The sequence below is a fragment of the Enterococcus sp. UD-01 genome, assembly GCF_044909655.1.
Taxonomy (GTDB): Bacteria; Bacillota; Bacilli; order Lactobacillales; family Enterococcaceae; genus Enterococcus_L.
In genome coordinates, this window is sequence record NZ_JBIYEU010000016.1 from 40,943 (window position 1) to 54,510 (window position 13,568).

Sequence of the window (13,568 nt, forward strand, 5' to 3'; positions counted from 1 at the left end):
TAGTAACACATTCAGTGTAAAGGCTTTCTTTTGTTCTGTCAACGCTTTCTTTATAATAAATATTTTAGCAAAATTTAATCTTAAACACATTTGTAAAGACGATTATTTGGTGTTTTGTCGATTTCTAATGGAAAATTTGCCGTAATTTCTGCGCTTAAACAAAATTAGCGCTGAAATAAAAGTAAAGCTCTTATCTCAGCGCTATATGCTTATTTATTCAATTCACGCATAACCTCTTCAATGAACATAAAGAGAATCGTTCGTGTTTTTTCATGGGATGCTAAGTGATCATCCTGATGCGCTTTGGTCAGGTAGATAATTTCGCTGTTATCCAGTGATAGGTTAGTATTTAGTTCTTCTAAAACCAATAAAGATTTTGCCCGATGCTTCTTCGCTTCTTCAAACAGCTGATCAAACTGAGCGAATTTTCCTGCAACAGAAAAGATCAACAGCAATGAATTTTCCGTCAAAAGACTAGGAATCAAAGACGCCTGTGTGGCACGAATCACGTGTTTATCAACGGTATAGGTTAATTTATATTCAAAATATTCCATACAAATATTTGTAGGACCATAGCCGAAAAGGATGATTTTATCATATTTTTGGATTAAATCAGCTAAATAATAAACAGACGAATCATCAAAATTTTCCATAAATGATTGAATTCTGGAAAATTCATTGCTTAGTTTTTTTCGTTTGACTAATTCCTTGCCGCTTAAAAAGCGGGCATATTCTTTATAGCCAAGAAAGCCCAGCTTTTTAACGAATTTGGAAATTTTTGATGGTGAAACGCCAGTTAAGGCAGCTGCTTCCGTAATCGTTAAGTTCGGTCGTTGTTTACTTTCTTCACTTAATTTATGGTGAATCTGTAATTCTAAGTCGTTTAATTGATCAAGCCTAATCCGCATATCCATCCCTCCTGTATAATGCTGTTGCTTACAGAGTATCACAGAAAGCCGTTTTTGAGCAACTGTTTGGAAAATTTTCCATAAATATCTGATTAAAAGTTTAATATACGGAAAACTTAATTAAATTTTAATCTATATTTAATGCAAAAAGCAACAAGCACTCGTATACTTGAAAACAAGAAAAGCGCTTTCTAAAAAATCGAATGGAGCTAATTGAATGAATTCTGACACATTGATTAAAGAAGCTATTATAGCAGATATTAAAAAAATTGTCTCTGATGAACAGGTAGTAACGGATTATGAAACGTTGTACGATGCGGCCTCTGATCGCTATCGAAAATATGCAAAAGCAAAACGTGTCTTAGACAATCCGCTACCCACCGCAGTAGTTTTCCCAAAAAACGCAGACGAAGTAAAAGAGCTGTTAATGTATGCCAATGACAATGATATTAACGTCATCGCTAGAAGCGGCAAAACGGCCACTGAAGGTGGTTTGGAAAACTGGAAAGAATTAGCGATTGTCATCGATGGTTCAAAAATGAATAAAATTCTCAATATCGATCCTTACAACATGCAGGCTACAGTTGAAGCAGGAGTTCGATTACAGGATTTGGAAGACGAATTAAGAAAAATCGGCTATACTACCGGTCATTCGCCCCAATCCAAACCGGTTGCTCAATATGGCGGGTTAGTAGCTACTCGTTCCATCGGCCAGTTTTCAACCCTTTACGGCGGTATTGAAGATATGGTGGTTGGGCTGGAATGTGTCTTTCCAAACGGGCATATCTCAAGAATTAAAAACGTGTCAAGACGTGCCGGCGGACCGGACATACGCCATATCGTTATCGGTAATGAAGGAACCTTATGCTACATCACTGAAGTCACTGTGAAAATTTTCAAATATTACCCTGAAAATAATAAGTTCTTCGGCTATTTAGTTAATGATGTAGAAACAGGCATCAAAGTTTTACGTGAAGTAGTAACAAATGGCTATCGTCCTTCAGTAGCGCGAACATACTCTCCGGAAGATGCACGTCAGCATTTTTATCATTTCTACGAAGATAAATGCGTACTGATCTTTATGGCCGAAGGACCGGCAGGAATTGTAGAAGCTACCGGTGCGGGCATTGAAGCCGCTGTTGAGAAATTTAAAGATGGCGTTTATAAACAGGTAGACAGTCAACTGATCGAAAACTGGTTTAATCAACTGAACTGGACACAGCAGACCATTGATGACGAAGTTCAGGGCATGATTGACAATGATAAGCATGATGGCTTTACAACAGAAATTTCCGCGGATTGGGAAACGATTCCTAAAATCTATAACAATGTGATTGAACGCATCCGCAATGAATTTCCGCGTGCCGCAGATTTGACTATGTTGGGCGGTCACTCTTCGCACAGCTATATCAATGGCACAAACATGTATTTTGTTTACAATTACACGATTAACTGCGAGCCTGAGGATGAAACAAAAATCTACCACCATCCGATTCAAGCGATTATTGTAGAAGAAACCTTGAAATTAGGCGGCTCTATGTGTCACCATCACGGTATCGGAAAATATCGGAATGAATGGACAAAAGAAGAACATCAATCCGCTTACTATATGCTTGAAAGTCTAAAAGAAGTTTTTGATCCAAAAGGAATTATGAATTACGGTAACATCTATCCAGTGCAAGAAGGCTATAAATATCAAAGATAGATAAAAGCTTCACCTTGGAGACTTTGGAGAAAATCTTAGCCAGCAATTGCTGTATGAGCGGCTTCTCCAAAGTACTCTTGAATTTATTTCGTTAAATGTTAGGAAGAAGTACACATGAAAATGATTTGTTTAGTTAAATTTGTGCCGGACACCGAACAATATGAATACGATTATGAAACAGACAAAATCAATCGGGAGAAATCGCGGCTGATTTTAAACCCTGATGACAAGAATGCTTTAGCTTGGGCGCTCCAACAAAAAAAGCGGGATAACTCTTCCATAGTGGAAGTTGTTTCGATGGGACCCAAGAAACTGGAAAAAGAACTGAAAGATTTTATTCGACTAGGTGCAGATTGTGCGACGTTGATTAGTGATCGTTTATACGCCGGCAGTGACTCACTGGCGACAAGTCTTGTGCTCTCCGAATATTTACACACACAAGAGTATGACATCATTCTCACCGGCACACATACGCTGGATGGCGGTACGGGTCACATCGGGCCACAAGTTGCAGAGCAGCTGGACGTGAATCAATTTTCCAATATTGGCTTAATTGAATCGGTCACTGAACAATTCTCCATTGTAAAAGCTGATCAAGACGGTAAAACACTGCGCTTGAAAATCCAACATCCCTGCGTGTTAAGTCTGACCCAACAAATGAATATTCGTTTAGGGTTCGTTAGATATGAAAACATTGATAAAAATGTCGATGCTCAATTCTCTCTAGTAACAAACGAAACCCTAAAACTTTCAAAAACAGCAGTCGGTCGTCACGGTTCGCCTACTAAGGTGCGCAAAAATACTGTAGCCAAAAGAAAAAAAGTCCAGCATCAAACCGTCGGTACAGACGATGCGGGCATTGCTGCGGTGGTTAATTATCTACAGGAAAAGGGGTACTTGCATGTTTAAAGCACTCATTCTTATAGATCAAGATTTTATAAAAGACTCAGTAGACTTGATTGAAGCAGCGACACGTTTAGCCGGTTCACAAGAGGCAACGATTTGGGGCTTAGGCATTAATCTTACAGAGCAACTAAAGGGCTTTGATACGCAGCTTCATGTGGAACTACCGCCAGAGCAGCTGAAGGATAGCCGGGTGATTACCGACATTCTAGAGCAGGTCCAGCAGGAATATGCCTTTGACAGTATTTTAATTCTTGCGACGGATTTTGGTCGCATGGTAGCGCCGCGTCTAGCGATGCGCTTAAAGGCTGGTTTAGTAGCGGACATTACGGAGATTGAAGTGGAGGGACAGGAGCGCAGACTGATTCGTCCGGCGTTTTCAGGGAATATGCTGGCAAGTATTGTGTGTGAATCGACGCCCATTATGGTCAGTGTTCATCCCAATGTGTTTCACGCCGCTGAGTTGACTAAAGCGCCTGAAATGCTTCATTTTCCTCTCGAAAAAATGAAAGCGTCATCAATCGAAGTTTTGGCAAGCGCTGAACATGAAGCCAGTTACGACATTCGTGATGCGCAGGTACTGGTGGCAGCCGGTGCCGGGTTTAAAGCACCAATGGACAAGCTCCAACGTCTGGCTGAGCAACTAAACGGTTCCGTAGCTGTCTCTAAACCAGTAGTAGAGCAACGAAATGCACCGCGGGAAATTCAGGTAGGGCAATCCGGTAAAACCGTTAGTCCAGAGCTTTATCTCGCTTTAGGTATTTATGGTTCTATGCAGCACATTGAAGGCTTAAAAAATGTAAGCGATATTATCTCCGTGAATATTGATGCGGGTGCACCGATGAATTATTTAGCCAACTTAGTGGTGGTGGGAGATGCGGCAACCTTTGTCGAAAAGCTGAATACACGATTGAAAGAAGTATTAAAATAATAGAAAAGAAGGTAAAACAATGGAAATCAATGATTTTAAAATGGATTTGTTTGCAATTAAAGGAAAAAATGCTATCATCACCGGCGGCAATACAGGACTGGGACAAGCTTTTTCATTAGCTTTGGCAGAAGCCGGAGCAAATATCTTTATGCCGTCTATTATGCCGGATGATCCTGCCTTTAATCAAACCTTGCAAGAACGTGGTGCCAAAACACATTATATGTATGCGGATATTACTAAAGACGGCGTACCGCAGCAAATTATTGAAACCTGTATCGAGGAATTCGGCTCGGTTGATATTTTGGTTAACTGTGCCGGTATTTGTCCTGTCGATGATGTGATAAGCTATGGACGCGATAAATGGGATGCGACTATCAATATTAACTTAACTGCGGCTTTTGATATGAGCCATGAAGCAGCCAAAGTAATGATTCCGCAAAAAAGTGGTAAAATTATCAACATTTGCTCTCTATTTTCGTTCTTGGGCGGACAATGGGCACCGGCTTATGCCGCTTCTAAGCATGGACTGGCCGGCTTAACTAAAGCTTATTGTGATGAATTAGCACAATACAATATTCAAGTAAATGGTATTGCTCCGGGCTATTTCAAAACAGCTGTTGCTCAAGCTTCTATTGAAGATACAGAACGGAATAAATGGATCGTCGATCATACACCGGAAGGCCGCTGGGGTGACGTAGCTGATCTAATGGGTGCCACTGTCTTTTTAGCTTCTGAGGCTTCTCATTTTGTAAATGGACATATTCTAGCAGTGGATGGTGGCTTTTTAGTTCGCTAAAGACAAGTCGAAAAATCAAATGAGATAAGGAGAACTTGATGGAAAAGAAGTATATCGTCGGAATTGACGGCGGCAGTCAAAGCACTAAAATCGTTATCTTTGATCTCGAGGGCAACATTGTCGCAGAAGGCAAGGAAAACCTGCGCCCGATGCATTTAGCGGATGGCGGTGTGGTCGAGCATCCGGGAGATGACTTATGGGAATCGCTTTGTATAGCAGCTAATAAAGCGATGGAGCAGTTTGGCATCCGTAAAAATAATATTGTTGGCATTGGCTTAGGCTCAATCCGTTGTTGCCGCGTATTGCTGAAAAAAGACGGCACGTTGGCACAGCCGGTGATTAGCTGGATGGATAAACGGGTAGCAACGCCTTATGTTCATGAGAACCCAGAAGTCAGCTATGTGACCTCAACTAACGGCTATTTGACCCATCGTTTGACGGGTGAATTTAAAGACAACATTGGCAACTGCTTCGGGCAATGGCCGGTGGATTATGAAACCTGGGACTGGTCGACGGATGAGGCTGTTTTGAAGCAGTATAATTTGCCAAGAGAAATGCTTTTTGATGTAGTAAAACCGGGAGACATTCTGGGCTACATTACAGAAACGGCTAGTGCAAAAACAGGACTGCCAGTAGGCATACCAGTCATTGCAACAACAAGCGACAAAGCAGTAGAAGGCTTAGGAGCAGGCTTAATTCATGATACAAGTGCTTTTGTATCATTAGGTACGTATATCAGCAGTATGGTTACTGGGGAAGAAATGCCGCAGGATTCTGTAAACTATTGGGGAATTATGTCTTCGATTCCCGGTAAATATGCATATGAAGGCTATGGAATTCGTCGGGGCATGTGGACTGTTTCGTGGTTTAAGGATTTGCTGGGAGAAAAAATCAGCCTTCGGGCAAACTATCAACAGATTTCAGAAGAGGAATATCTCAATGAACAAGCCCAGCATGTTCCAGCAGGTAGCGATGGCTTAATGACGGTGCTGGATTGGCTGGCTAATCCATGGGAACCATTTAAGCGGGGGATGATGATTGGCTTTAATGCGCATCACGATTACCGTTATATGTACCGTTCTGTGCTGGAAGGCATTGCCTACACGATGAAAAACAATGTGACGAGAATGACGGATGAATTAGGCAAAGAAATGGAAGAGGTGATTATTACCGGCGGCGGTTCAAATAGTGACCTACTCATGCAAATTTTTGCGGATGTCTTTAACCTGCCGGCAAAACGCAATGTCGTCAATGGCAGTGCCAGCGTAGGCGCAGCGATCAATGCAGCAGTCGGCCTGGGAATCTATCCTTCGTATGAAGAAGCGGTAGCAAAAATGGTAAAAGTAAAAGATGTTTTTCAGCCGATTCCCGAAAATGTGGCTATTTATAAACGCCTAAATGAAGAAGTTTATCAAGGCTTGACCGAGCATACAGATACGGTGTTGAGTAAAACATTTGAGATTTTACATGCTAACGAACAAAGTGCCTAATAGTCTATATTAGGAAAGAGTTAAAAAAGGACTAATAGTGGTCGGGACAAACAGGTGGATTTTGTCTCAGACCCTCTTAGCCTTTTTTCCGTATACATAGAAAGTGAAAGGAGTAGCTGAATGATTGAATTTATAGGGGTAGAGAAAAAATATAGCGCAGCGACAGCTGTTGCTCAGCTGGATTTAACTATTGATGATAATCAGTTCATCTGTGTGATTGGTACCAGCGGCAGCGGGAAAACAACCTTGCTGCGGATGATTAATCGAATGATCGCGCCTTCAACAGGAACAATCAAAATCAATGGCCAAGATACAGCCAAATTAAACGAGGACGAGTTGCGGCGGAAGATCGGTTATGTGATTCAAAATATCGGTCTGTTTCCTCACATGAGTATTCGCGATAATATTATGGTCGTTCCCGGACTGTTGAAATGGTCTGCGCAGCAAAAACAGGGAATTGCGGAGCGTTTAATTGAAAAGGTGGAGCTGCCGTTAGATTATTTAGAACGCAAACCCAAAAATCTTTCTGGTGGTCAACAGCAAAGAATTGGCGTTATTCGTGCATTAGCGGCTAATCAAGACATTATTTTAATGGATGAACCTTTTGGTGCGCTTGATCCAATTACCCGTGAAGCCTTACAGGAAATGATTAAACGGCTGCAGCAAGAAATGCAGAAAACCGTTATTTTTGTAACCCATGATATAGAAGAAGCGCTGAAGCTGGCAGACAAGATTATTATTATGGATCATGGCGAGGTTATTCAATACGATACCGTAGAGACGATTATCAAACAACCGGCTAATGCCTTTGTAGAGGAGTTGCTAGGCAAACGCAAAAAACAAACCTCGCTTGGCAATGAAATGCAGGTTCGTGATTTAATGTGCTCTGAGGTTGAAGCCGTTTCATTAAGCAAATCCATCCACGCAGCCATGGAACAGATGACCCGGAAACGAGTCGATACCTTACTGGTCGTTGATGATGAAAATCATTTGAAAGGCTTTATTGATATCAAGGATTTGAATGGCAGTGTTCCTAAAGAAACGAATCTGTATGAAATCATGCGGACAGACACAGCTAGCGTGAATCAAAACGAAAATGTTGCTGACGTGGTGGATCCGCTGTTGAATATGGAATTGAAATATTTGCCAGTTGTGGATGACGAGAATTATTTGGTGGGTATTTTGACGCGGTCTTCTTTAGTATCGCTGATTTATGCCCAGTTGAAGTAGGTGAAAAAATGGAAAATTTTTGGAATCAATACGGCGCTGAAATCCTATTGAAAACCTGGGAGCATCTCTATATTTCCTTCAGCGCCGTTTTTTTAGGAATGATCGTGGCTATACCGCTGGGTGCTTGGTTGACACGATTAAAAAAAGGCTCGGAGATGATCATTAATATTGTTGGCTTTTTGCAGACTATTCCGTCATTGGCGTTGTTGTCGATTATGGTGCCACTTTTTGGAATAGGCAAAGTCCCGGCGATTGTCGCGTTATTTTTATATTCCTTGCTGCCGATTTTGCGAAATACGTATGTCGGTATTCGTTCAGTTAATGCTACTTATTTGGATGCGGCGAAAGGCATGGGCATGTCCAAATGGCAGCGGCTGCTCCAAATTGAATTTCCGCTGGCTTCCAGTGTTATTATTTCCGGTATTAAGGTTTCGGCGGTCTATGTTATTTCATGGACGACTTTGGCAGCTTATATCGGCGCCGGGGGACTGGGTGATTTTATTTTTAATGGACTAACACTTTATCGGCTCGATCTGATTATGATGGGAACGATTCCGATCACCTTGCTGGCATTATTGACGAATCTATTATTAACGCAGGTGGAAGCGCGCTTGTCTGTGGAACGAGGGGGATAAAATGAAAAAGAAAATAATGGTATTACTCGCTTTTTTAGGACTGTTTATTTGGTTTATTGCCTCTAATTTTTCCAACAAGGATGAAACAATCACAGTTTCCGGCGGCGTGACCTCGGAATCGCAAATTTTAGGCAGTATTGTTGTCGCTCTTTTACAGCATTATACGGATAAAGAAATCGTCTTTTTGAATAATTTAGGGTCGGCAAATATGATGCAGGCGGCTATGGAACGCGGTGATTTAGATATTGCTTCCCCACGTTATACAGGAACTGATTTAGTCGGAACACTGAACTTACCAGTGGAAAAGGATCCCGAAAAAGCCCTGAAAATCGTCCAAGAGGAATTTCGGGAGCGCTATCAGTTTGAATGGTTTCCCAGCTATGGCTTTTCCAATCAATTTACCTTTATGGTAACCAAAGAAACAGCGGCGAAATACCATTTGAAAAAAGTAAGTGATTTAAAAAAATATGCGGATAAGCTCAATCTAGGCACCGATCAAACCTGGTACAAGCGGGAAGGAGACGGCTATCAAGCCTTTACTGAAGAATATGATATGTCCTTTAAGCGCGTGTACCCCATGCAGGTCGGCTTATTATATGATGCACTGGCTGTTGGCGAACTGGATGTTATATTAGGTTATTCCACTGATGGACGTGTCGGTAGCTATGATTTGGTCATGCTGGAAGATGACCACAAGTTTTTCCCGCCTTATACCTGCAGTCTGGTTGCGACAGATCAGGTGCTAAAGGAAAATCCACAGCTGAAAAAAATTCTGGCTAAACTAGCTAATACCATTGATACCGAAACAATGCAGAAAATGAACGATGAATCGGATCGTCAGCTTTTAGAACCGGCGTTAATTGCCAGACAGTTTTTAGAAGCCCATAATTTTTTTGAGGAGGAAATAAAATGATCCAAGCAACCATTCAATACTTAAATGAAAATTCCTCTTATATTATTAGTCAGTTCTCTACGCACATTTATATTTCCATTGTGGGTGTGGTGTTAACTGTGCTTGTGGGTTTCCCGATCGGAGTGCTTTTATCAGAAAATAAAAAAGCGGCTGCAGTGGTGTTGGGCCTCATTAACGTAATACAGACGATCCCGTCAATTGGGATGCTGACGATCCTTCTGATTATCATGGGTCTGGGCAAGAATACAGTCATTGCAACGGTCGTGTTATATTCCTTGCTGCCGATTGTGAACAATACCTACGTCGGCTTAAATAATGTCGATGCTGTGTATATTGATAGCGCGCGCGGGATAGGGATGAGCCGTTTTCAGGTCTTATATCGCATTAAAATTCCGCTGGCTGCACCGATTATTTTAGCCGGAGTGAGAAATGCGCTGGTGATTGCTGTCGGGATTACTACGATTGGTTCATTTGTTGGCGCAGGTGGGTTAGGTGATATTATTTTACGAGGTATCAATATTACAGACGGCAAGCCAATTATTTTTGTCGGCGCTTTTTTATGTGCCTTAATCGCGTGGCTGCTGGATCGGCTGTTCAATTGGCTAGTGAAATAAAATGGAATTGAAAATCTAATCAAATTTTAACTTACGAAGCATAATTCTTTCTGATACACTAATAAAAGTCGCTTTTGTGACTATTAGAAGGAGGAATTTTGATGCCAACAAATAAAAAAGAAGGAATTTTATTTACTTCGTTGATGTGTTTTCTGATGGTCTTAGGCATGAGCCTATATAATTTATTCTTGCATGATGATCTTTCCGTGGGCGCCTTGCTACAAGGCTTAGTGCCGGGCTTTGTCGTTGCTTTCATTCTGGATACGTTTGTGGTTGGAGTGATTGCTAAAAAAATAGCGTTTAAATTACCAATCAATAAAGAAAAAAGATATCAGGTCATTTTATCCATCTCATTTTTCATGGTTTTGGGCATGGTTAGTTTGATGTCTTTATTCGGAATTATTATTGAAGGGGGAATTCCTGCAGATTTAGGCAGTGCCTATCTTCAAGCTTGGAAAATGAATTTTATTGTCGCATTACCCTTTCAGCTTTTAATTGTAGGACCGATCTCTCGAACGGTGTTAGGCTATATCCAAAAAGCGGCTGCAGTTGCGAGTTAATCTTGCAAAAAAAGAAACGATCATCAGTGATAGGATTATTTTAATCAATTGATTGCAATAAAGCTTCCTTATTTGTAAAATAGCTTCTTGTTATTTTATAGATAAGGACTTTTTTTATTAAAATTTATTGAAGAAATGCATCATAATTTTTAAGTCAATCAGGCTCAATCCTAAAATCCAATAATAATAATCACAAGCAATAGCTGTTAGTTTTAGCAAAAAATTGGTAAGCTCTGACCCATTTTTTTCAGGCTGCGCTGAAATTATCGACCGTTACAGCTGTTCTTCCTACGTATAATAAAGGTATCAAGTAAATAGGAGGAACTGCCGATGAAATGGTATAAACAAACCGCAGCAGAAGTAATGAAGCACGTTCAGACGTTTCAAAAAGGCCTTTCCAAGGAAGAAAGAAGCCACCGTTTAACCACAAACGGTTATAATAAAATCGCAGAAAAGCAACAAGTAAAACCATGGAAGAAATTTTTAAAGCACTATACGGATCTTTTAATGCTGGTCTTGCTGGCAGCCGCTATCTTAAAATTTACGACAGGTGATGTTGTTGAAGGAAGCATTATTTTCTTCGTCGTAATCATTAATGGTTTTGTCAGCTATTGGCAGGAGCGTAAAGCAGAAGAATCGCTGGATGGCTTAAAACAAATGATGGGACAAGAGGCAGTCGTGATTTCAGCCGGACAAAAAATCATCGTTCCAGTAGAGGAAGTCGTCAAAGGTGATCTGGTTGCGTTAAAAGCCGGTGATGTTGTGCCGGCAGATCTGCGTTTGCTGGAGGTGCATGATTTATTTATTGAAGAATCAATCTTAACCGGTGAATCTGAGGCTGTTGAAAAGCAAATGGAAGAAATCGCAGAGGAAGCAGGTCCGGCTGATCAGAAAAATATGGCGTTTTCCGGAACCTTGGTGCAGTCAGGCTCTGCAATCGGTGTTGCTGTCGAAACAGGTGACACAACTGAAATTGGTAAAATCAACCATGCATTACAGGCGGTGGCTAAGCAGACAACACCGTTAGTAAAAAAAATGCATCAGCTAAATCAACAAATTTTCAAAGGGATTTTAGTGTTAGTCGTTTTCTTATTATTCTTTACCACCTTTAAGCATGGAATGGCTTGGAACACGTTATTTTCAGCAATGATTGCCTTGATAGTGGCAATGATTCCAGAAGGTTTGCCAGCTGTTTTAACCATGATTCTTTCCTTGGGCGTAAAAGAAATGGCACAGGAGCATGCGATTATCAAAGGGATGCCTTCAGTAGAAACGCTAGGCTCAATGACGGTCATTTGCTCCGACAAAACAGGAACTTTAACGAAAAATGAAATGACCGTTATGGATGTGATCACTGAAGAAAAAGATCGTGTACTGGATATTATGAATAACTGTCAGGAATTAAAACTGCAGGATCAACAAACTGCCGCAGAATTAAAAGGCAATCCGACCGAGCTGGCGTTGCTACATTATGTAGAATCAGCACAGCTGCAGTTAAAGGAAGTTTCTGGAAAAATTCCGTTTAGCTCTAGCTATAAGTATATGGCAACCATGCATCCGGAAAAGGATCAGGCGGTTATTTTTATCAAAGGGGCACCGGAAGTCTTAATGCAAAAAGCCGTATTAACTGAAAAAGAAAAGCAGCAATGGCAACAGGCGGCTTCTAATCTGGCTCAAAAGGGCCAACGAGTTTTGGGCTTTGCGTACAAAAAAGTAGCTGCACAGCAAGAGCTGACGCATGACTCCTTAACAGAGCTAACCTTTGCAGGCTTGGCGGGGATTATTGATCCGCCGAAGGAGAGTGCCATTCAGGCTGTTAAAGAGTCTCAAGAAGCCGGAATCGCTGTAAAAATGATTACAGGGGACCACAAAGATACCGCTCAGGCGATTGGTGAGCAAATCGGCTTGAAGCACACGGCGAAAGTGCTGCAAGGAAAAGAGATTGATGCAATGACAGAAGAAGAGCTGGCGCTTGAAGTAACACATGTCGATGTTTTTGCCAGAACTACCCCGGAGCATAAGCTAAGAATTGTTAGTGCGCTGCAAAAAAACGGCGAAATTGTCGGTATGACTGGTGATGGTGTAAATGATGCCCCCGCATTGAAAAAGGCTGACATTGGAATAGCGATGGGCATTAAAGGAAGTGAAGTCAGTAAACAAGCTGCTGACATGGTGTTGGCGGATGATAATTTCCATACGATCGCTAAAGCAGTTAAAGAAGGTCGGCGAATTTTTGACAACCTGAAAAAAACGATTAACTTCTTTTTACCTACCGCATTGGCTCAAGGTCTGATTGTAGTCTGGGCGTTGCTGGCCAATCAGCCATTACCGTTAACTCCGGTGCAAATTCTCTGGGTAAACATGGTAACAACAATTACCTTATCTTATGCTCTAGGCTTTGAAAAAGCGAGTGCAGATACGATGAAGCGCCCACCAAGAAATACTAAGGAAGGCATTTTGACCGGCTATAGTATTTTTAGAATTCTGTATGTTTCCTTGCTAATTATGATTCCTGCTTATTTACTGGCGATGCGCTTTGAAGGCGCTGCACTACAGCAAACGATCCTTCTGCAAAATATTGTGTTGGCTCAGGCGCTGTATATGATTAATTGTCGGGAATTACTAGAGCCATCGTTGAATAAAGACTTTTTCAAAAATAAGGTTCTCTTTATTTCTCTAGGCATCTTGTTCCTTTTACAGGCAGGCGTGATCTTTTTACCAGTTGCCCAGCAGCTGATTGGAACCACTACTCTTAGTTTAAGTCAGCAACTAGTGATTGGCGGCAATGTGTTACTATTATTCGTAGTAGTAGAAATAGAGAAGTGTATTAGTAAACGTCTAATGAATAAAAAAAGTAGCACACAGCTGAAACAAAGCTAATTT

Annotated in this window: 12 protein-coding genes; 11 read left to right on the top strand and 1 reads right to left on the bottom strand. The window is 41.2% G+C overall.

Going from position 1 to position 13,568, the window contains the following annotated elements; translation table 11 throughout:
- Positions 1 to 209 precede the first annotated feature (209 nt).
- Positions 210 to 908, bottom strand: coding sequence for a MurR/RpiR family transcriptional regulator (locus tag ABH902_RS12555; RefSeq protein WP_404591225.1), 699 nt, complete (start codon positions 906 to 908; stop codon positions 210 to 212).
- A 217-nt stretch (positions 909 to 1,125) separates the two neighbouring features.
- Between ABH902_RS12555 and ABH902_RS12560 the strand changes: the two genes are divergently transcribed.
- From ABH902_RS12560 to ABH902_RS12610, 11 genes are all read left to right on the top strand, one after another.
- A complete protein-coding gene (locus ABH902_RS12560) occupies positions 1,126 to 2,613 on the top strand; it encodes an FAD-binding oxidoreductase (protein WP_404591227.1) in 1,488 nt (495 codons plus the stop codon).
- 141 nt (positions 2,614 to 2,754) lie between these two features.
- Positions 2,755 to 3,522, top strand: a complete 768-nt coding sequence (locus ABH902_RS12565) for an electron transfer flavoprotein subunit beta/FixA family protein (protein WP_404591229.1) — start codon at positions 2,755 to 2,757, stop codon at positions 3,520 to 3,522.
- A complete protein-coding gene (locus ABH902_RS12570) occupies positions 3,515 to 4,447 on the top strand; it encodes an electron transfer flavoprotein subunit alpha/FixB family protein (protein ID WP_404591231.1) in 933 nt (310 codons plus the stop codon). Before ABH902_RS12565 ends, ABH902_RS12570 begins: the two co-directional genes overlap by 8 nt.
- A gap of 19 nt (positions 4,448 to 4,466) precedes the next feature.
- Positions 4,467 to 5,243: an SDR family NAD(P)-dependent oxidoreductase gene (locus ABH902_RS12575; RefSeq protein ID WP_404591233.1), complete on the top strand. Its 777-nt coding sequence runs from the start codon at positions 4,467 to 4,469 to the stop codon at positions 5,241 to 5,243.
- A 38-nt stretch (positions 5,244 to 5,281) separates the two neighbouring features.
- Positions 5,282 to 6,733: an FGGY-family carbohydrate kinase gene (locus ABH902_RS12580; protein ID WP_404591235.1), complete on the top strand. Its 1,452-nt coding sequence runs from the start codon at positions 5,282 to 5,284 to the stop codon at positions 6,731 to 6,733.
- Between the two features lie 120 nt (positions 6,734 to 6,853).
- Complete coding sequence (locus ABH902_RS12585; RefSeq protein WP_404591237.1) at positions 6,854 to 7,963, top strand: ABC transporter ATP-binding protein; 1,110 nt, start codon at positions 6,854 to 6,856, stop codon at positions 7,961 to 7,963.
- 8 nt (positions 7,964 to 7,971) lie between these two features.
- Positions 7,972 to 8,598, top strand: a complete 627-nt coding sequence (locus tag ABH902_RS12590; protein ID WP_404591238.1) for an ABC transporter permease — start codon at positions 7,972 to 7,974, stop codon at positions 8,596 to 8,598.
- A 1-nt stretch (position 8,599) separates the two neighbouring features.
- Entirely contained in the window at positions 8,600 to 9,511 is a 912-nt protein-coding gene (locus tag ABH902_RS12595) for an osmoprotectant ABC transporter substrate-binding protein (protein ID WP_404591240.1), read from the top strand.
- Positions 9,508 to 10,125 (top strand): ABC transporter permease, encoded by a 618-nt coding sequence (locus tag ABH902_RS12600; protein WP_404591242.1) that lies wholly within the window; start codon positions 9,508 to 9,510, stop codon positions 10,123 to 10,125. Before ABH902_RS12595 ends, ABH902_RS12600 begins: the two co-directional genes overlap by 4 nt.
- Before the next feature lie 101 nt (positions 10,126 to 10,226).
- Entirely contained in the window at positions 10,227 to 10,685 is a 459-nt protein-coding gene (locus ABH902_RS12605) for a DUF2798 domain-containing protein (RefSeq protein WP_404591244.1), read from the top strand.
- A 330-nt stretch (positions 10,686 to 11,015) separates the two neighbouring features.
- Positions 11,016 to 13,565 carry an HAD-IC family P-type ATPase gene (locus tag ABH902_RS12610; RefSeq protein ID WP_404591245.1) on the top strand — a complete coding sequence of 850 codons (2,550 nt, stop codon included), beginning with the start codon at positions 11,016 to 11,018 and terminating at the stop codon, positions 13,563 to 13,565.
- The last annotated feature ends 3 nt before the right edge of the window (positions 13,566 to 13,568 follow it).

What these genes read in the sequence shown, in the direction of transcription:
- ABH902_RS12570 (WP_404591231.1), top strand. Translation starts at nt 3,515, where the DNA reads ATGTTTAAAGCACTCATTCTTATAGATCAAGATTTTATAAAAGACTCA.
- ABH902_RS12590 (WP_404591238.1), top strand. Translation starts at nt 7,972, where the DNA reads ATGGAAAATTTTTGGAATCAATACGGCGCTGAAATCCTATTGAAAACC.
- ABH902_RS12605 (WP_404591244.1), top strand. Translation starts at nt 10,227, where the DNA reads ATGCCAACAAATAAAAAAGAAGGAATTTTATTTACTTCGTTGATGTGT.
- ABH902_RS12575 (WP_404591233.1), top strand. Translation starts at nt 4,467, where the DNA reads ATGGAAATCAATGATTTTAAAATGGATTTGTTTGCAATTAAAGGAAAA.
- ABH902_RS12555 (WP_404591225.1), bottom strand. Translation starts at nt 908, where the DNA reads ATGCGGATTAGGCTTGATCAATTAAACGACTTAGAATTACAGATTCAC.
- ABH902_RS12610 (WP_404591245.1), top strand. Translation starts at nt 11,016, where the DNA reads ATGAAATGGTATAAACAAACCGCAGCAGAAGTAATGAAGCACGTTCAG.
- ABH902_RS12595 (WP_404591240.1), top strand. Translation starts at nt 8,600, where the DNA reads ATGAAAAAGAAAATAATGGTATTACTCGCTTTTTTAGGACTGTTTATT.
- ABH902_RS12585 (WP_404591237.1), top strand. Translation starts at nt 6,854, where the DNA reads ATGATTGAATTTATAGGGGTAGAGAAAAAATATAGCGCAGCGACAGCT.
- ABH902_RS12580 (WP_404591235.1), top strand. Translation starts at nt 5,282, where the DNA reads ATGGAAAAGAAGTATATCGTCGGAATTGACGGCGGCAGTCAAAGCACT.
- ABH902_RS12560 (WP_404591227.1), top strand. Translation starts at nt 1,126, where the DNA reads ATGAATTCTGACACATTGATTAAAGAAGCTATTATAGCAGATATTAAA.
- ABH902_RS12600 (WP_404591242.1), top strand. Translation starts at nt 9,508, where the DNA reads ATGATCCAAGCAACCATTCAATACTTAAATGAAAATTCCTCTTATATT.